Origin of the sequence: Serinicoccus chungangensis (genome assembly GCF_001483745.1) — a bacterium.
Lineage (GTDB): Bacteria > Actinomycetota > Actinomycetes > Actinomycetales > Dermatophilaceae > Ornithinicoccus > Ornithinicoccus chungangensis_A.
Window position 1 is genome coordinate 71,615 of the sequence record NZ_LQBL01000027.1, and the last position, 18,771, is coordinate 90,385.

The following is an 18,771-nucleotide window of genomic DNA, read 5'->3' on the forward strand; positions in this document are numbered from 1 at the left end:
ATGCCCCGCCCTCCCGCACCCGCCGTGAAGCCCGTCACCGCCCGGGGCCCCTCGGTGCCGCTCGTCGCCGGGGTCGTCCTGCTGGTCGTCGCGCTCGTCGGGGGGCTCGTGCTGTGGGCCGTGTCCCGTGGTGGCGGGCTGGAGGCGGAGGGCAGCACCAACGCGCTGCCCGAGGGCGGGGGCGTGCGTCTCGGCGCGACGTCGCAGGACGCCCCGCAGGTGCACGTCTACGAGGACTTCCAGTGCCCGTTCTGCGGCGTCCTGGAGGAGTCAGTCGGGGCGGAGCTGGCCGAGCGCGCGGAGGCCGGCGAGATCGGTCTGACGGTGACCATGATGTCCTTCCTCGACGGCTCCCTCGGCAACGACTCCTCGCACCGCGCGGCCAACGCCGCCCTCTGCGCCGACGACGAGGGAGCCTTCCTCGACTACCACGCCGCGGTCTTCGCCGGGCAGCCGGAGCAGGAGGGCGCCGGCTGGACCGACGAGGAGCTGCTCGGGTTCGCCTCCGAGGCCGGGCTCACCGGGAGCGCGCTCGAGTCCTTCACGGCGTGCACGCAGGGGGACGCCTACGGCGACTACGTCGAGGCCATGCAGGAGCGCGCCAACCGGGACGGGGTCACGGGCACGCCCCGCCTGCTCGTCGACGGCGAGCAGGTCGGCGACGACCAGATGCGGGCCCTCATGGCCGGACCCGAGACGCTCGACGAGGTGCTCGGCTCGACCCCCTGACGCCGGGGCAGGCGATGCGGGGATCACCGGCCGGGAGGACTAGGGTGGAGGTCATGCGTCGCGCCAAGATCGTCTGCACCCTCGGCCCCGCCACCGACTCCTACGAGCAGATCGAAGCGCTCGTCGCCGCCGGTATGGACGTGGCCCGGCTCAACCTCTCGCACGGCTCCTACGAGGAGCACCACGAGCGCTACCTGCGGGTCCGGGAGGCCAGTGACGCCACCGGTCACGCAGTGGCGGTGCTCGCGGACCTGCAGGGCCCCAAGATCCGCACCGGCACCTTCGCGGACGGCCCGGTGTCCCTGTCGACCGGCGACACCTTCACCATCACCACGAGGACGGTGTCCGGTGACCGGGACGTCGTGGGCACGACCTACCCGGGGCTGGCCGGTGACGTCCGCCCCGGCGACGACCTGCTGGTCGACGACGGCAAGGTGCTGCTGCAGGCCACCGAGGTGTCCGACACCGACGTCGTCTGCGAGGTGGTCGTGGGCGGGGTCGTGTCCAACAACAAGGGCATCAACCTGCCGGGGACGGCGGTGAGCGTCCCCGCGATGTCCGACAAGGACGAGGAGGACCTGCGCTGGGCCCTGCGCAGCGGGGTGGACTTCATCGCGCTGTCCTTCGTGCGCTCCGGCCGCGACGTGGAGGGCGTGCACCGCATCATGGACGAGGAGGGCCGGCGGCTGCCGGTCATCGCCAAGATCGAGAAGCCGCAGGCGGTCGACAACCTGGCCGGCATCGTCGACGCCTTCGACGGCATCATGGTCGCCCGGGGCGACCTGGGCGTCGAGCTGCCCCTCGAGCAGGTGCCGCTGGTGCAGAAGGACGCCATCCAGCTGTGCCGGGAGAAGGCGAAGCCGGTCATCGTGGCGACCCAGGTCCTGGAGTCGATGATCGACAACCCGCGACCCACCCGCGCGGAGGCGAGCGACTGCGCCAACGCCGTGCTCGATGGGGCGGACGCCATCATGCTCTCCGGCGAGACCTCCGTGGGCGCCTGGCCGGTCCGCGCCGTGGAGACGATGGCCAGCATCATCTCCAGCACCGAGGAGCACGGTCTGCACCGCATCCCCCCGATCGTGCGCAAGCCCAAGACCCCGGGCGGTGCCGTCACGAGGGCGGCGATCTCCCTGGCCGACGCCCTGGGTGACCAGGTCAAGTTCCTGGTGACCTTCACCCAGAGCGGCGACACCACGACGCGGATGGCCCGGGTGCGCCCGGGGACCCCGATGCTCGCCTTCACGACCGAGCAGGCGACCCGTTCCCGCCTGGCGCTCACGTGGGGCGTCGAGACCTTCCTCGTGCCCTTCGTCTGGCACACCGACCAGATGGTCAAGCAGGTGGAGGAGACCCTGCTGCGCGAGCAGCGGTGCGAGGAGGGAGACGTGGTCGTCATCGTGGCGGGCTCGCCCCCCGGCGTGTCCGGCACCACCAACGCGCTGCGGATGCACCGGGTCGGTGACGCCATCCTGGGTCAGGCCCCGGCCTACACCCGCGACCCCGAGGTGTGAGGTGACCGGGAGCCGGTAGACTCCCTGCGACGTCCCCGGTGCGGCCACGACCAGCACCGGCACGCCCGCCGGGGTGGTGGAACGGCAGACACGGAGCACTCAAAATGCTCTGCCCGCAAGGGCGTGCGGGTTCGAGTCCCGCTCCCGGCACCAGTCCCGCGCCGGTGAGGTGCCGATGCGGGTGGATGCGACGAGAGGCAGTGAGCGTGAGCGAGACGACACCGCAGGAGCCGGGGGCCACCCCCTCCGCGACGACCGGGCCGGCGCCGGAGACCCCGGACCGTGGCGCGAGCTCGACCGACCCGGGTCCGGAGGGGATCCCGACCGATACCGGGCCGGAGAGCGGCCTGCGCATCCTGCTCGCCGAGGACGAGGCCCTCATCAGGATGGACCTCGCCGAGATGCTCACCGACGCCGGGCACACCATCGTCGGGCAGGCCGCCGACGGGGAGCAGGCGGTGGCGCAGGCCCAGGAGACCACCCCGGACCTCGTCGTCATGGACATCAAGATGCCCGGTATGGACGGCATCACCGCGGCCGAGCAGATCGGCCGTGAGGGCCTGGCCCCCGTGGTCATGCTCACCGCCTTCAGCGACAAGAACCTCGTCGAGCGCGCCCGGGACGCCGGGGTGATGTCCTACGTCGTCAAGCCCTTCAGCGCCGCCGACGTCCTGCCGGCCATCGACATCGCGCGGGCCCGCTGGGCCGAGCGCAAGGCGCTCGAGGCCGAGGTCGCCGACCTCGGCGAGCGCTTCGAGACCCGCAAGCAGGTGGACCGGGCCAAGGGCCTGCTCATGGCCCAGCTCAAGCTGAGCGAGGCGGACGCCTTCCGGTGGATCCAGAAGGCCGCGATGGACCGGCGGCTGTCGATGCGGGAGGTCGCGGAGGCGGTCATCTCCGGCATGCCCGCCAAGAAGGGCTGACCCCCCTCACCGTCCGTCCGGCCGGTCGCGCAGCGCGCAGGTGAGCCGGGCGGTGCAGACCCGGCGCCCACGGTCGTCGGTGATGGTGATGTCGTAGCTCGCGACCGTGCGGCCGAGGGAGAGCGGGGTCGCGACGGCGGTCACCTCGCCCTCCCGGACGGGCCGGTGGTGCGTGGCGCTGAGGTCGACCCCGACGGCGATGCGTCCCTCGCCCGCGTGCAACGCCGCGGCCACCGACCCGACGGTCTCGGCCAGCGCCGCCGACGCACCCCCGTGCAGCAGTCCGTAGGGCTGGGTGTTGCCCTCCACGGGCATGGTCGCGACGGTCCGCTGCGCGGACAGCTCCCGCAGCTGGATCCCCATGCGGCTGGCCAGGGCCCCCCGCGCGGCGTCGTCGGTCGTCGGGGTCGGGGGGCTCGAGGTGGTGTTGTCGGTCATGGGACATAGGCTGCCACCGTGAGTCGTTTGCTGCTGCTGGACGGACATTCCCTGGCCTACCGCGCCTTCTTCGCGCTGCCCGTGGAGAACTTCTCCACCACGACGGGGCAGAGCACCAACGCGGTCTACGGCTTCACCTCGATGCTCATCAACGTGCTGCGCGACGAGGCGCCGACGCACCTGGCCGTCGCCTTCGACGTCTCCCGGCAGACCTTCCGGACGCAGGAGTACGCGGAGTACAAGGCCGGGAGGGCGACGACCCCGGGCGAGTTCGTCGGGCAGGTCGACCTCATCAAGCAAGTGCTGGACGCTCTGCGCATCACCCACGTCGAGGTCGACGGCTACGAGGCCGACGACATCATCGCCACCCTCACCGGGCAGGCCCGCTCCCAGGACATGGAGGTGCTCATCCTCTCGGGGGACCGCGACGCCTTCCAGCTCGTCGACGACAGGACGCTGCTGCTCTACCCGGTCCGGGGCGTCTCCGAGACCTGGCGGATGACCCCGGAGAAGGTCGAGGAGAAGTACGGCGTGCGCCCCGAGCGCTACAGCGACCTCGCCGCCATGGTGGGGGAGAGCTCGGACAACCTGCCCGGCGTCCCGGGGGTCGGGCCCAAGACCGCGGCGAAGTGGCTGGCCGCGCACGGTGACCTGTCCGGCATCGTCAGCGCCGCCGACCAGCTCACGGGCAAGGCCGGTCAGGCGCTCCGCGACCACCTGGACCAGGTGCTGCGCAACCGCCGGCTCAACCAGCTCGTGGGTGACGTGCCGCTGGAGGTCGGCATCGAGGACCTCCAGGCCAGGGGGTGGGACCGCGAGGAGGTGCACCGCGTCTTCGACGGGCTCGAGTTCCGCGTCCTGCGGGACCGGCTCTTCAGCACGCTGGAGTCGGCCGAGACGGAGGCCGAGGACGGCATCGAGGTCGCGGGGACGCTCCTGCAGCCCGGTGCCGTCGCCGCCTGGCTGGAGGAGCACGCGACCCGAGGTCGGGTGGCCCTGGTCGTGGACGCCGAGCCACGGACCGCCGCCGGCCCCGGGGAGGCCACCGGGCTGGCCCTCGCCGGACCCGAGGACGCGGCATACCTCCCCCTCGCCGACATGGAGCCCGAGGACGAGGGCGCGCTGGTGGCATGGCTGGCGGACGCGTCCCGACCCAAGGCCCTGCACGGGGCCAAGGAGCAGGTCGCCTCGCTGGAGGCCGTCGGCCTGCAGGTCGAGGGGATCGTCAGCGACACCGCCCTCGCGGCCTACCTCGCCCGCCCGGACCAGCGCTCCTACGACCTGGCCGACCTCGCCCTGCGCTACCTGAGGCGCGAGCTGCGGCTGGAGGGGGGTGACGCCGCGGACGCGGTCTCGCAGGGCGAGCTGGACCTCGGGTTCGCGGAGGGGGAGCAGGACGCCCGCTCCGCCGCGGCGCGCTCGGCCATGGTGCACGCCCGCGCCGTGCACGACCTCGCCGAGGCCCTGGACGCCGAGCTCGCGGACGAGGAGGAGCAGCACCTGCTCCGCGAGGTGGAGCTGCCGCTGGTGGGGGTGCTGCGGCGGATGGAGCGCGCCGGCATCGCGGTCGACCTCGACGCGCTGGAGACCCTGGAGCGGGAGTTCGCCGACGGCGTGGCGCAGGCCCAGCAGGACGCCTGGGCCGCCATCGAGGACGACACCGTCAACCTGGGCTCGCCCAAGCAGCTGCAGACCGTGCTCTTCGACCGGCTCGCGCTGCCCAAGACCCGGCGGACCAAGACCGGCTACACGACGGACGCCGACGCCCTGGCAGGGCTGTACGCGCAGACCGAGCACCCCTTCCTTGAGGCCTTGCTGCGGCACCGGGACGTCACCCGGCTCCGGGTCACCGCCGAGGGGCTCATCAAGGCGGTGGCCGACGACGGGCGGATCCACACGACCTTCCAGCAGACCATCGCGGCCACGGGACGCCTGAGCTCGACCGAGCCGAACCTCCAGAACATCCCCATCCGGACGGCGGCCGGCCGGCGGATCCGGGAGATCTTCGTGGTCGGTTCCGAGCGCTCCTCCGGGACCCGCTACGCCACGCTCATGTCCGCCGACTACAGCCAGATCGAGATGCGCATCATGGCGCACCTGTCCGGCGACGACGGGCTCATCGAGGCCTTCCGCGCGGGGGAGGACCTGCACCGGTTCGTGGGCTCCCGGGTCTTCGGGGTGGACCAGGCCGACGTGACGCCCGAGATGCGCTCCAAGGTCAAGGCGATGAGCTATGGGCTCGCCTACGGGTTGTCCGCCTTCGGGTTGTCCAAGCAGCTGGGCATCTCCACCGCCGAGGCCAAGGAGCTCATGGAGGAGTACTTCGAGCGGTTCGGGGGCGTGCGCGACTACCTGCGCGACGTCGTCTCCGAGGCGCGGCGCACCGGCTTCACCGAGACCATCCTGGGCCGCCGTCGACACCTGCACGACCTCACCAGCGACAACCGGCAGCGGCGCGAGATGGCCGAGCGGATGGCCCTCAACGCGCCGATCCAGGGGTCGGCCGCGGACATCATCAAGGTCGCGATGCTGCGGACCGAGGCCGCGCTGCGGGACGCCGGTCTGGAGTCCCGGATGCTGCTGCAGGTCCACGACGAGCTGGTCCTCGAGGTCGCGGCCGGCGAGGAGGTGCAGGTGGAGGCGCTCGTGCGGGAGCAGATGGGCGCCGCCGCCGAGCTGTCGGTGCCCCTGGACGTCAGCGTCGGCCTCGGGCACAGCTGGCACGAGGCAGCCCACTGAGGTGACCTGCGGCGGGCCCGCCGCCACCTCCGCCGACCCGCACCAGGCCCTGCTAGGCAGGGGGGCTGACGTGTGCTTTACTCCCGGTGTCCGCATCGAAGGAGATCCCGTGACCGCCCGCCTGTGGGCAGCGATCGCTGCCGTCCTGCTGGGGATGCTGCTGCTGGTGGCCCCGGCCGGCGCCACCACGCCCAGCGTGTCCTCCCCGGTCGCCGCGGGGGCCTCGGACGAGGCCGCCGAGACGGTCCAGGGCACGGTGCGGGACCCGGACCGTGAGCCCCTCGAGGGCATCACCATCACGGTCACCCAGGACGGTGAGGAGATCGGCTCGGCGGTGACCGACACCGAGGGCTCCTGGGAGGTCCCGCTGCCCGGCCCCGGCTCCTACACCGTGACGCTGGACGTGGCCGGGCTGCCCGAGGGGGTGGCGCCGCGAGCCGAGGGCGGCGAGGTCCTGGACGGCGTGACCGTCCGCCCCGGAGCCTCCCAGGGGGTCATCTTCCAGCTGGGGACCGGTGAGGTCGAGGAGGGTGGCGCAGGGATCCCGGTGGGCCGCGTGCTGCAGCTCGTGGTGGACGGCATCAAGTTCGGGGCGATCATCGCCATCACCGCGGTGGGGCTGTCCCTGGTCTTCGGCACCACCAAGCTCATCAACTTCGCGCACGGCGAGTTCGTCACCATCGGCGCGGTCACGGCATACTTCCTCAGCACCGCGCCCGGCAACCTGCCCATCGTCCTGGCGGCGGTGCTGGCCATGGTGGTCGGTGGAGCCGTCGCCGGCGGCGTCGAGGTCGGCCTCTGGCGGCCGCTGCGCAGGCGCGGAGCCGGGCTGATCCAGATGTTCATCGTGGCCATCGGGCTCTCGCTGCTGCTGCGCCACCTCATCCTCATCGTCTTCGGCTCCCGGCGCCAGCAGTACGACGAGTACTCGTTGCAGACCGCCTGGACCCTGGGCCCGGTGCGCATCACCCCCCGCGACCTGATCATCACCCTGCTGGCGTTCGCCATCATGATCGGCGTGGCGGTCATGCTGCAGCGCACCAGGATCGGGACGGCGATGCGCGCCGTCAACGACAACAAGGACCTGGCCGAGGCGTCCGGCATCGACGTCCAGCGGGTCATCCTCGTGGTCTGGGTGCTCGGGGGCGCCCTGGCCGCCATCGGGGGAGTCTTCTTCGGCCTCACCCAGGCCATCTACAGCGAGATGGGCTTCGAGCTGCTGCTGCTCATGTTCGCCGGGGTCATCCTGGGCGGTCTGGGCAGCGCCTACGGCGCCATGCTGGGCTCGCTGGTCATCGGCCTGGTGTCGCAGCTGTCCACCCTCTGGTTCCCGGCCTCGCTGGCCTACATGTGGGCACTGCTCGTCATGATCATCGTTCTCCTCGTCCGGCCCCAGGGCATCCTGGGCCGGCGCGAGCGGGTCGGCTGAGGAGGGGAACGATGGACGTCCTGGCAGTGCTCTCGGTCGCGGTCCGCGGCGCGCTCGGCCCCGAGGCCGCGATCTACGCCCTGGCCGCGATCGGGCTCAACATCCACTTCGGCTACACCGGGCTGCTCAACTTCGGCCAGGTGGGCTTCATGCTCGTCGGCGCCTACGGCACGGCCATCTCGGTGCTGTCCTTCGACGCGCCGCTGTGGGCCGGCGTGCTCGTCGGGATGGCCTGCGCCGTCGTCCTGGCGCTCGTCCTCGGGATCCCCACGCTGCGGCTGCGGGGCGACTACCTCGCCATCGCCACCATCGCCGCCGCCGAGGTCCTGCGCTACCTCTACCGCTCCTCGTTCGCCGAGCCCGTGACCGGCGGCGTCTTCGGGCTCGTGCAGTTCGCCGGCGAGTTCTACGCCGTCAACCCCTACACCGCCCCGCTGGAGCTGGGACCGCTGCGCTTCAACGAGCGGGCCCTGTGGCTGATGACCGTGGCCTGGGGCATCACCTTCCTCGCCGCCGGGCTGGTGTGGCTGCTCGTGCACAGCCCGTGGGGCCGCGTGCTGCGTGCGGTCCGGGAGGACGAGGACGCGGCCCGCAGCCTGGGCAAGAACGTCTTCGCCTACAAGATGCAGGCCCTCGTCCTCGGCGGCGTGCTCGGGGCGCTGGCAGGGTCGTTGCTGGCGATCAACAGCCAGGCGATCACCCCCGACGCCTTCATCCCGATCATCACCTTCTACCTGTGGACGATCATGATCCTGGGCGGGGCGAGCCGGGTCCTCGGGCCGATCCTGGGCTCCATCGTCTTCTGGTTTCTGCTCACCTTCCTCGACGCCTTCCTCCGCGGCGCCATGTCGGCGGGCTGGATCCCCGGCAGCCTGCTGGCCCCGAGCGACATCGGCGCCGTGCGCTTCGCGGCCGTCGGCCTGGGGCTCATGCTCCTCATGGTGTTCCGGCCCGCGGGGCTCATCGGCAACCAGAAGGAGCTGCGTCTCGATGTCCGATGACCGCCACGAGGACCTCCTCGCCCAGCGCGAGTCCGTCCACGAGCAGGAGCAGGAGCGCGAGGACGCCCCCTCGGTGGGGGCCCGGCGCGCGGCCGCGGCGCTGGCGGGCGTCGCCAACGTCCCCGGTGTCGCCAAGCCGGACGCGATCCTGGTGGCGGACGACATGTCCCGTCACTTCGGCGGTGTCCGGGCGGTCGAGGTGGAGCACCTGGAGATCCAGCGCGGCACCATCACCGCGCTCATCGGTCCCAACGGCGCCGGCAAGTCCACCTTCTTCAACCTCATCACCGGGTTCGACAGGCCCAACTCGGGCCGCTGGTCCTTCGACGGCAGGGACATCAGCGGCGCCCCGTCCTTCCGCATCGCGCGGCACGGCATGGTCCGGACCTTCCAGCTGACCAAGGCCCTGACCCGGCTCACCAGCCTGGAGAACCTCATGCTGGGGGCGACGGGGCAGCGCGGCGAACGTCTGCTGACCTCGTTGCTGCGCCCGGCCTGGGCCGCGCAGGAGGCGGGGATCCGCGAGCGGGCCGAGGAGCTGCTGGCACGGTTCAACCTCAGCCACATGCGCGACGAGTTCGCCGGCACCATGTCCGGGGGGCAGCGCAAGCTGCTCGAGATGGCGCGGGCCCTCATGGTGCAGCCGGACATGATCCTGCTCGACGAGCCCATGGCCGGGGTCAACCCCGCCCTCACCCAGTCGCTGCTGGGCCACATCGAGGCCCTGCGGGACGAGGGCATGACCATCGTCCTCGTCGAGCACGACATGGACGTCATCATGTCGATCAGCGACTGGGTGGTCTGCTTCGCCCAGGGCAAGGTCATCGCCGAGGGCCGCCCGGACGACATCCGCAGGGACACCGCGGTCATCGACGCCTACCTCGGCACCCACCGCTCCCTCCAGGAGGACCAGACGTGAGCGAGGACGTGCGACCGGAGCACCCGCGCGAGGACGCCGACGCGGAGCGTCCGCCGGACGCCCCCGCGCCGCGTGCGGAGCGGGTCCTGTGGACCGAGCAGCTCGTCGCCGGGTACATCCCGGACGTCGACATCCTGCGGGGGTGCACGGTCGAGGTCCGGACCGGGGAGCTCGTCGGCATCATCGGTCCCAACGGCGCCGGGAAGTCCACCCTCATCAAGGCGATGTTCGGGCTGGTCCCGATCCGCTCGGGCCAGGTCCTGCTCCAGGGCACGGACATCACCGGTCGCCCGGCCCACAAGCTCGTGGCCGACGGCCTGGGCTACGTGCCGCAGAACAACAACGTCTTCCCCTCGCTGACCGTGGAGGAGAACCTCCAGATGGGCCTCTACCTCCGGCCCAAGGAGTATGCCGCGCGCTTCGGCGAGGTGAGCGACCTCTACCCCTTGCTCGCCGACCGCCGGTCCCAGCGAGCCGGTTCGCTCTCCGGTGGTGAGCGGCAGGTGGTCGCCATGGGACGGGCCCTCATGACCGGCCCGCACGTCCTCTTCCTCGACGAGCCGTCCGCCGGCCTGTCGCCCCTCATGCAGGACTCGGTGTTCGAGGCCGTCGCGCGGATCAACGAGTCGGGGGTGTCGGTGCTCATGGTGGAGCAGAACGCCCGCCAGTGCCTGGAGATCTCCGACCGCGCCTACGTGCTCGACCAGGGTCAGGACGCCTACACGGGGACGGGTGCCGAGCTGGCCCGCGACCCCAAGGTCATCGAGCTCTACCTCGGCACCCTGGCGCGCGTCGACGGCTGAGAGCGGCCGACGCGGCCCGGCGGTCGCCGGTGGCGACCGGTGGTGGCCGGGTGCGCGCACCCGGCCACCACGGCGCTCACTCGGCGGGGTTGGCCTCGACCGTCTCGAGCGACTGCAGCTCGCCCGCGTCGTCGAACTCGTAGACCTCGATGGTGGCGGTCCCGGGCTCACCGGCGTCGGTGAAGTCCAGCGGGCCGCTCGCACCGTTGTAGTCGATGTCCTCGCCGTCCTCCAGCAGGCCCAGGCACTCCTCGTAGGAGGTGCACTCGGTGCCCTCGCTCGTCACCCCGTTGACCTCGGCCTTGAAGTCCGCGGCGTTCACGGAGTCGGCCGCCACGGCCGCCAGGGCCATGGTGACGGCGCAGTCGTAGACCTGCGGGGCGAACTGGGTCTCCTCCAGGTCGGGCGCGAACTCCTGCAGCCGGGAGATGAAGTCCGGGTTGTCGGCCGAGGCCGGCGCCGTCCCCTTCATCCCGGCGATGACGCTGGGGTCCGACTCGTTGACGATGCTGCCGAGGTCGGCCGAGCGCAGTCCGTCGGCGCCGTAGACGCCGACGGTGTCGGGCGTCAGGCCGGCCTCGAACATGCCCTGGAGGATCTGGCCTCCCTCCTCGAAGGCGATGACGACCACGGCATCCGGCTGGGCCGCCTCCACCGAGGACACGACGGCGTTGAACTCACGGGCCAGCGGGTCGTAGGTCTCGTTGAGCGCCACGGTCGCCCCGGCGTTCTCCAGCGCGGTGGCGGTGGCCTCGGCCAGACCCGAGCCGTAGTCGTCCGCCCGGGCGACGATCGCGACGTTGCTGTAGCCGTCGTTGACGATGGTGTTGGCGAGCACCGGCCCCTGCAGCGCGTCCGAGGGAGCGGTCCGGATGTAGAGCCCGTCGTCCTCGTAGTCGGTGAACGTCGGGGCGGTGTTGGAGCCGGAGCACTGCATGACGTTGGCCCCGGTGACCCGGTCGATGATGGCGAGGGACATCCCGGACGCGGCAGCGCCGACGATGGCGCTGGGCTGCTCGGCGAGGATGCGGTCCGCAGCCTGCTGGGCGGCGGCCTCCTGCCCCGCCTCGTCACCGGCCACGGGGGCCGGTACCTCCTGGCCGAGGACGCCGCCGGCGGCGTTGATGTCCTCGATCGCCAGACTCAGGGCCTCGATCTGGGGCGGGCCGAGGAAGGCCAGCTGGCCGGTCTCGGGGAGCACGTAGCCGAAGGTGAAGGTGTCCGAGGTGTTGCCGTCACCCCCGGCGGACTCCTCCTCGGTCTCCATCGACTCGTCGGAGGAGCCGTCCCCCTCGTCCTCCTCCGCGGCGGTGTCCTCCGCAGCGGTCTCCTCGGTCGCGGTCTCGTCGGCGGCGTCGCCGCCGCAGGCTGCGAGCATGGCCAGGGCCGACAGGGCGGCCACGCTCCTCAGGTGCGTCTTCACACGCATGTGTCACCTCTCTGGTGTTCGGGGGGCATCGTTGCCCCGTCCACGGGATCTCACCCTAGGACGCGCCACCCACCGTCGTGCGCATCGTCACCAAACTGTGACCTGATCAGGGCCGATGGGCCACGAGGATGGCGGTCCCGGGCAGGAGGCGACCGCGGACCGGCCCCCACCCGCCCCACTCCCGCTCCAGCCCCGGGGGCCATCCGGGCTCGACGAGGTCGACGAGGACGAGGCCGGCGCCGTGGACCGCGCGGACGAGGTCGCCCACCGTGCGGTGGTGCTCGGTGTAGGTCGCCGTCCCGTCCTCGGTCTCCTCGACGTAGGCCTCGTCGGTGGAGTACGGGTACCTCGCGACGAGCCCCTCGGGGCCGGGGAGGTCGGGGAAGACCCACCGGAACGGGTGCGGGAGCGAGAAGACCACCCGACCTCCGGGGCGGACGACCCGGGCCCACTCCCGCAGCACCGCGTCGGCGTCCGGCACGAAGGCCAGCACCCCGTGGGCTGTGACCACCAGGTCCACGCACGCGTCCGCGAAGGGCAGCCTGGCCCCGTCGCACTGGGCATACCCCTGCGGGGCCGGACCGGCGGACCGGGCGTCGATCCCGCGCCCGACCTGCAGCATCCCCGCGCTGAGGTCGGTGCTGACCACCCTGGCCCCCTGGGCGGCGCACCACCGTCCTCCCTGCGCCGCACCCGCCCCGACCTCGAGGACGTCCTGCCCCCGCAGCCCGCCCAGGAGGCCCAGCTCCCGTTCCGTCCAGCCCTCGGGGCCCCACGTGAGCTCGGCGTCGCCCAGGTCCACCCCGTGCTCGTCGTAGTACCGGTCGGCCTCGGCGTCCCACCACGTCCGGACCGCGCGGGCGGACTCCTCGTGCGTGGCCCGCCGTCGCACGGCGCGGTCGGGGGAGGTCGGGGGGCCCGGGTGGTCCATGACCCCATGATGCGCGCTTTGACCTGCCTGAGGTGCACCGATAGGCTGTCAGGGTTCGTCATGCGTCCTCGTGGTGCCCGGGAGCGTCCAGCTCCCGGAGTCCTCGGTCACGACGCGGCGGACACGCACATCCATCCATACATCGTGTCCACAATCGGAGTCCCTACTACATGACTGCCACCACGGCCGAGAAGGCCACCTCCCAGATCGCCGTCAACGACATCGGCTCTGAGGAGGAACTGCTCGCGGCCATCGACGCCACGATCAAGAACTTCAACGACGGCGACATCGTCGAGGGAGTGATCGTCAAGGTCGACCGCGACGAGGTCCTGCTCGACATCGGCTACAAGACCGAGGGGGTCATCCCCTCCCGTGAGCTCGCCATCAAGCACGACGTCGACCCCTCCGAGGTCGTCACCGTCGGCGACGAGGTCGAGGCCCTGGTCCTCCAGAAGGAGGACAAGGAGGGCCGCCTGATCCTGTCCAAGAAGCGCGCCCAGTACGAGCGCGCCTGGGGCTCGATCGAGCAGATCAAGGAGGAGGACGGCGTCGTCACCGGCACCGTCATCGAGGTCGTCAAGGGCGGTCTCATCCTCGACATCGGTCTGCGCGGCTTCCTGCCCGCCTCGCTCGTCGAGATGCGCCGCGTCCGCGACCTCCAGCCCTACGTCGGCAAGGAGATCGAGGCCAAGATCATCGAGCTGGACAAGAACCGCAACAACGTGGTCCTGTCGCGCCGCGCCTGGCTGGAGCAGACCCAGTCCGAGGTGCGCACCACCTTCCTCAAGGAGCTGGCCAAGGGCCAGGTCCGCTCCGGGGTGGTCAGCAGCATCGTGAACTTCGGCGCCTTCGTCGACCTGGGTGGCGGGGTGGACGGCCTCGTGCACGTGTCCGAGCTGTCCTGGAAGCACATCGACCACCCGGGTGAGGTCGTCGAGGTCGGAGACGAGGTCACCGTCGAGGTCCTGGACGTCGACATGGACCGCGAGCGGGTCTCGCTCTCGCTTAAGGCGACCCTCGAGGACCCGTGGCAGACCTTCGCCCGCACGCACGCGATCGGCCAGGTCGTGCCCGGCAAGGTCACCAAGCTGGTCCCCTTCGGCGCCTTCGTGCGCGTCGAGGACGGCATCGAGGGCCTCGTGCACATCTCCGAGCTGGCCGAGCGCCACGTGGAGCTGCCCGAGCAGATCGTCACCGTCGGCGCCGAGGTGTTCGTCAAGGTCATCGACATCGACCTGGAGCGCCGCCGCATCTCGCTGTCGCTCAAGCAGGCCAACGACGCGGTCGCCAACGAGTTCGACCCGACGCTGTACGGCATGGCTGCCGAGTACGACGAGCAGGGCAACTACAAGTACCCCGAGGGCTTCGACCCCGAGACCAACGAGTGGCTCGAGGGGCACGAGGAGCAGCGGGAGAAGTGGGAGAAGGAGTACGCCGACGCCCACGCCCGCTGGGAGGCGCACAAGGCGCAGGTCGAGGCCGCGTCCGAGGCCGACTCCTCGGCCGGCGTCGAGGTCGCCCCGGCGTCCACGTCATACTCCTCGGACAACACCACCGGCTCCGACGACGGCGCGGGCACCCTCGCCTCGGACGAGGCGCTGGCCGCGCTGCGGGAGAAGCTCACCGGGAACTGACCCTCGGTCCCCAAGACGACGGTCCGCCCTGCCGCTCGGCAGGGCGGACCGTCGTCGTCTGCCCCCGGGCCGTCGGCGAGCGGATGATACGGTGCCACGGCCGAGATCGCGCACTGACACGACCCCTGTACGACGTCGACGAAACCGGAGATCATGGACGACAACGCTGCACAGACGGACCAGGCCCCGCCGCCCGGTCCGGAGACCTCGTCCGTGGAGCAGCAGCTGCTGCGCCACGGCGTGAAGCTGGGGCCCGGGGGGGTGGCCCCCAGGGTGTTCTGGCCCGCGCTGGCGCTCGTGGCGATCGTCGCGGTGTTCTCCGCCGTCTTCACCGACACCGCCGGAGACCTCTGGAACAGCATCCAGAGCGGGATCGTCACGAACTTCGGCTGGTTCTACACCCTCGCCATCGCCGGCTTCGTGGTGTTCGCCCTGTTCCTGGCCTTCAGCCGGTTCGGTGACATCACGCTGGGCCGGGACGGGGAGGAGGCCGAGTTCGGGCTCATGTCGTGGTTCGCCATGCTCTTCGCGGCCGGCATGGGCATCGGCCTGGTCTTCTACGGCGTGGCCGAGCCCCTGACGTTCTTCACCTCCCCGCCGCCCGGGGTGTCGCCTGACGCCTCGAACGCCGAGCTGGCCGAGCGCGCCATGGCCCAGACCTTCATGCACTGGGGGTTCCACCCCTGGTCGGTCTACGTCATCATCGGCCTGTCCCTGGCCTACGCCATCCACCGCAAGGGACGTCCCGTCTCCATCCGCTGGGCGCTCGAGCCGCTCTTCGGCGACCGCGTGAAGGGGACCCTCGGTGACGTCGTGGATATCCTGGCGATCGTCGGCACCGTGTTCGGGGTCGCGACCTCGCTGGGGCTCGGGGTGACCCAGGTGGCCACCGGGCTGAGCGAGCTCGGGATCGTGGACGAGAGCAGCAACCTGCTGCTGGTCGTCCTCATCGTCGGCATCACGGCGATCGCCGTGGTCTCCGTGGTGAGCGGGGTCGGCAAGGGCATCCGCTACCTCTCGAACGGCAACCTCGTCCTGGCCGGCATCTTCCTCCTCGCGGTCCTGCTCCTGGGACCCACGCTCTTCCTTGCCCGCGACTTCGTCCAGTCGTTGGGCGCGTACGCGGCCAGCATCATCCCGCTCACCTTCGAGGGCTTCGCCTACAGCGGTGAGGAGGGGATCAGCTGGGCCAGCGGATGGACCATCTTCTACTGGGGCTGGTGGATCTCCTGGGCGCCCTTCGTCGGTGTCTTCATCGCCCGCATCTCCCGTGGGCGTACGGTTCGGGAGTTCGTCACCGGTGCCCTGCTCGTGCCGACGCTGGCCAGCTTCGTGTGGTTCACCGTCATGGGCGGCACCGCCATCATGCGGCAGATCGAGGTCGGCGACCTCGTCGGCGAGGACGGGGTGACGGCGGAGGCTGCACTGTTCGACACCCTGAACACCCTGCCGTTGGGCACGGTCCTGTCCGGGATCGCGATCATCCTGGTCGTCATCTTCTTCGTGACCTCCTCCGACTCCGGCTCGCTGGTCGTGGACATGCTCGCCTCCGGTGGCCATCCGGACCCCCCGACCTGGAGCCGCGTGCTCTGGGCCGGGCTGGAGGGCCTGCTGGCCATCGGCCTGCTGCTGGCCGGCGGCTCGGCCGGCCTGAGCGCCCTGCAGGCGGGGTCCGTCGCGACCGGCTTCCCGTTCGCGATCGTCATGGTGCTCATCGCCATCTCCCTCTACAAGGCGCTGTCCGCCGAGCACCGCACCATCACCCAGGCGGAGCTGCGCATGCGGCGGCGCGAGCTGACGGGTGAGATTCACGAGAACTTCGACGACGTCTTCGGTCCCAAGGTCGACGACCGCATCGACTACGCCCTGTCGCGGACCCACGGCGTGTCCTGGCGGTCCGGACGGCAGAAGAAGGCGCCGGCGGCGGACGGCAGGCGCGACTAGCGCGCTTCCCTGAGCGACGTCGGCGACGACGAAGGGTGGCCCGGCCGATCGGCCGGGCCACTCTTGTCAGTCCCGAGGACTACCGTAGAGGCATGCGTCCGACCACCGACCTCCAGCGCACGGTCAACCCGTTCCGCGTCGTCTCCGAGTTCAGCCCCAGCGGGGACCAGCCCACGGCGATCGCGGAGCTGGCCAGCAGGGTGCAGGCGGGGGAGGAGGACATCGTCCTGCTGGGCGCCACCGGCACCGGGAAGTCGGCGACGACCGCGTGGATGATCGAGCAGGTGCAGCGCCCGACGCTGGTCATGGCGCCCAACAAGACGCTGGCCGCGCAGCTGGCCAACGAGTTCAAGGAGCTGCTGCCGCACAACGCGGTGGAGTACTTCGTGAGCTACTACGACTACTACCAGCCCGAGGCCTACGTCCCGCAGACGGACACCTACATCGAGAAGGACTCCTCCATCAACGACGAGGTGGAGCGGCTTCGCCACTCGGCCACCAACTCCCTGCTCACCCGCCGGGACGTCGTCGTGGTCGCGTCGGTGTCCTGCATCTACGGGCTCGGCACCCCGCAGGAGTACGTCGACCGCATGGAACGGCTCCGGGTGGGGGAGACGGTGGAGCGCGACGAGCTGCTGCGCCGGTTCGTCACCATGCAGTACACCCGCAACGACATGGCGTTCTCCCGCGGGACGTTCCGGGTGCGCGGGGACACCGTCGAGATCATCCCGCAGTACGAGGAGCTCGCGGTGCGGATCGAGTTCTTCGGGGACGAGATCGACCGGCTCTACACCCTCAACCCGCTGACCGGGGAGGTGGTGCGTGAGGAGCAGGAGATGTATGTCTTCCCGGCCTCCCACTACGTCGCCGGGCCGGAGCGGATGGAGCGCGCGATCGGCAGCATCGAGGCCGAGCTCGCGACCCAGCTGGAGACCTTTGAGAAGCAGGGCAAGCTCCTGGAGGCGCAGCGGCTGCGGATGCGGACCACCTACGACATCGAGATGATGCGCCAGGTCGGGTCCTGCTCCGGCATCGAGAACTACTCCCGGCACATCGACGGGCGGTCCTCGGGGTCGGCCCCGAACTGCCTGCTCGACTACTTCCCGGAGGACTTCCTCCTCGTCCTGGACGAGTCGCACGTCACCGTGCCGCAGATCGGTGCGATGTACGAGGGGGACATGTCGCGCAAGCGCACCCTCGTCGACCACGGGTTCCGTCTGCCCAGCGCCATGGACAACCGCCCGCTGAAGTGGGAGGAGTTCCTGGAACGGATCGGCCAGACGGTCTACCTGTCCGCCACCCCCGGGGACTACGAGATGGCCAAGAGCGAGGGCTACGTCGAGCAGATCATCCGCCCGACCGGGCTGGTCGACCCGCAGGTCGTCCTCAAGCCCACCAAGGGCCAGATCGACGACCTGCTGCACGAGGTGGGGGAGCGTACGGCGCGCGACGAGCGGGTGCTGGTGACCACGCTGACCAAGAAGATGGCCGAGGACCTCACCGACTACCTGCTCGACAAGGGGGTCCGGGTGCGCTACCTGCACTCCGAGGTGGACACCCTGCGCCGGGTCGAGCTGCTGCGCGAGCTGCGCCTCGGCGAGTACGACGTGCTGGTGGGCATCAACCTGCTGCGCGAGGGTCTCGACCTGCCGGAGGTGTCCTTGGTGAGCATCCTGGACGCCGACAAGGAGGGCTTCCTGCGCTCCGCCCGGTCGCTCATCCAGACCATCGGCCGGGCCGCCCGCAACGTTTCGGGTCAGGTGCACATGTATGCCGACACCATCACCCCGTCGATGGAGCAGGCCATCGAGGAGACCAACCGGCGCCGGGACAAGCAGCTGACCTACAACGCCGCCCAGGGCATCGACCCGACCCCGCTGCGCAAGCGGATCGCCGACATCACCGACATGCTCGAGCGCGAGGACGCCGACACCGAGACCCTCATGGGCAGCGGGCGCAGCCAGTCCCGCGGCAAGAGCGGCGGCCGGGGTCGAGCGGCCGCGTCCGTCGTCGGTACCGGTGCGGTGGAGCGCCGGGCCGGGGAGCAGCTGCCGGCGACCGAGCTGGCCGATCTCATCCACGAGCTCACCGAGCAGATGCACCAGGCGGCCACCGACCTGCACTTCGAGCTGGCGGCCCGCCTCCGGGACGAGATCGGTGACCTCAAGAAGGAGCTGCGTCAGATGCGCGAAGCCACCGGCTGACCGTCCGCCTGGCGCCGCCAGGGTGATCGGTGACGGCGGACGTACTCCTGCTGGCCGACCTATCGTCACGCCGTGGACCGGCCGCGCGCTCGGCTGACTAGTCTGGACCGTCGGGGCGGAGCAAGCTCCGCCAG

At 71.0% G+C, this 18,771-nt stretch carries 14 protein-coding genes and 1 tRNA gene; 12 read left to right on the forward strand and 3 right to left on the reverse strand.

Annotation, left to right across the window (positions count from 1 at the left end; translation table 11 throughout):
• The 4 genes from AVL62_RS07420 (at position 1) to AVL62_RS07435 (ending at position 3,166) form a co-directional block, all read left to right on the forward strand.
• Complete coding sequence (locus AVL62_RS07420) at positions 1-729, forward strand: DsbA family protein (RefSeq protein WP_083518785.1); 729 nt, start codon at positions 1-3, stop codon at positions 727-729.
• A gap of 53 nt (positions 730-782) precedes the next feature.
• Positions 783-2,243: a pyruvate kinase gene (gene pyk / locus AVL62_RS07425; protein ID WP_058891219.1), complete on the forward strand. Its 1,461-nt coding sequence runs from the start codon at positions 783-785 to the stop codon at positions 2,241-2,243.
• A 67-nt stretch (positions 2,244-2,310) separates the two neighbouring features.
• Positions 2,311-2,396, forward strand: a tRNA-Leu gene (locus AVL62_RS07430).
• Between the two features lie 164 nt (positions 2,397-2,560).
• Entirely contained in the window at positions 2,561-3,166 is a 606-nt protein-coding gene (locus tag AVL62_RS07435) for an ANTAR domain-containing response regulator (protein ID WP_058891220.1), read from the forward strand.
• 6 nt (positions 3,167-3,172) lie between these two features.
• Here the strand turns inward: AVL62_RS07435 and AVL62_RS07440 are convergent, their stop codons facing one another.
• Entirely contained in the window at positions 3,173-3,604 is a 432-nt protein-coding gene (locus tag AVL62_RS07440) for a PaaI family thioesterase (RefSeq protein ID WP_058891017.1), read from the reverse strand.
• An 18-nt stretch (positions 3,605-3,622) separates the two neighbouring features.
• Between AVL62_RS07440 and polA the strand changes: the two genes are divergently transcribed.
• The 5 genes from polA (at position 3,623) to AVL62_RS07465 (ending at position 10,495) form a co-directional block, all read left to right on the forward strand.
• Complete coding sequence (gene polA / locus AVL62_RS07445) at positions 3,623-6,343, forward strand: DNA polymerase I (RefSeq protein WP_058891018.1); 2,721 nt, start codon at positions 3,623-3,625, stop codon at positions 6,341-6,343.
• 109 nt (positions 6,344-6,452) lie between these two features.
• On the forward strand, positions 6,453-7,772 hold the full coding sequence (locus AVL62_RS07450; protein WP_083518787.1) for a branched-chain amino acid ABC transporter permease: 1,320 nt from the start codon (positions 6,453-6,455) through the stop codon (positions 7,770-7,772).
• A gap of 11 nt (positions 7,773-7,783) precedes the next feature.
• Complete coding sequence (locus AVL62_RS07455) at positions 7,784-8,773, forward strand: branched-chain amino acid ABC transporter permease (RefSeq protein WP_058891019.1); 990 nt, start codon at positions 7,784-7,786, stop codon at positions 8,771-8,773.
• Positions 8,763-9,692, forward strand: a complete 930-nt coding sequence (locus AVL62_RS07460) for an ABC transporter ATP-binding protein (RefSeq protein ID WP_153011713.1) — start codon at positions 8,763-8,765, stop codon at positions 9,690-9,692. Before AVL62_RS07455 ends, AVL62_RS07460 begins: the two co-directional genes overlap by 11 nt.
• Positions 9,693-9,778: 86 nt before the next feature.
• Complete coding sequence (locus tag AVL62_RS07465; RefSeq protein WP_083518808.1) at positions 9,779-10,495, forward strand: ABC transporter ATP-binding protein; 717 nt, start codon at positions 9,779-9,781, stop codon at positions 10,493-10,495.
• Between the two features lie 76 nt (positions 10,496-10,571).
• Here the strand turns inward: AVL62_RS07465 and AVL62_RS07470 are convergent, their stop codons facing one another.
• Both AVL62_RS07470 and AVL62_RS07475 read right to left on the reverse strand, forming a co-directional pair.
• A complete protein-coding gene (locus AVL62_RS07470) occupies positions 10,572-11,924 on the reverse strand; it encodes an ABC transporter substrate-binding protein (protein ID WP_058891020.1) in 1,353 nt (450 codons plus the stop codon).
• Between the two features lie 106 nt (positions 11,925-12,030).
• Positions 12,031-12,855, reverse strand: coding sequence for a class I SAM-dependent methyltransferase (locus AVL62_RS07475; protein WP_058891021.1), 825 nt, complete (start codon positions 12,853-12,855; stop codon positions 12,031-12,033).
• Between the two features lie 170 nt (positions 12,856-13,025).
• On the opposite strand from AVL62_RS07475, the gene rpsA reads away from it, so the two are divergent.
• The 3 genes from rpsA to uvrB all read left to right on the forward strand — a co-directional run bounded on the left by rpsA (position 13,026) and on the right by uvrB (position 18,637).
• Positions 13,026-14,489 (forward strand): 30S ribosomal protein S1, encoded by a 1,464-nt coding sequence (rpsA, locus tag AVL62_RS07480; protein ID WP_058891022.1) that lies wholly within the window; start codon positions 13,026-13,028, stop codon positions 14,487-14,489.
• Positions 14,490-14,642: 153 nt separating this feature from the next.
• On the forward strand, positions 14,643-16,433 hold the full coding sequence (locus AVL62_RS07485) for a BCCT family transporter (RefSeq protein WP_058891023.1): 1,791 nt from the start codon (positions 14,643-14,645) through the stop codon (positions 16,431-16,433).
• Between the two features lie 92 nt (positions 16,434-16,525).
• Positions 16,526-18,637: an excinuclease ABC subunit UvrB gene (uvrB, locus tag AVL62_RS07490; protein WP_058891024.1), complete on the forward strand. Its 2,112-nt coding sequence runs from the start codon at positions 16,526-16,528 to the stop codon at positions 18,635-18,637.
• Positions 18,638-18,771 lie beyond the last annotated feature (134 nt).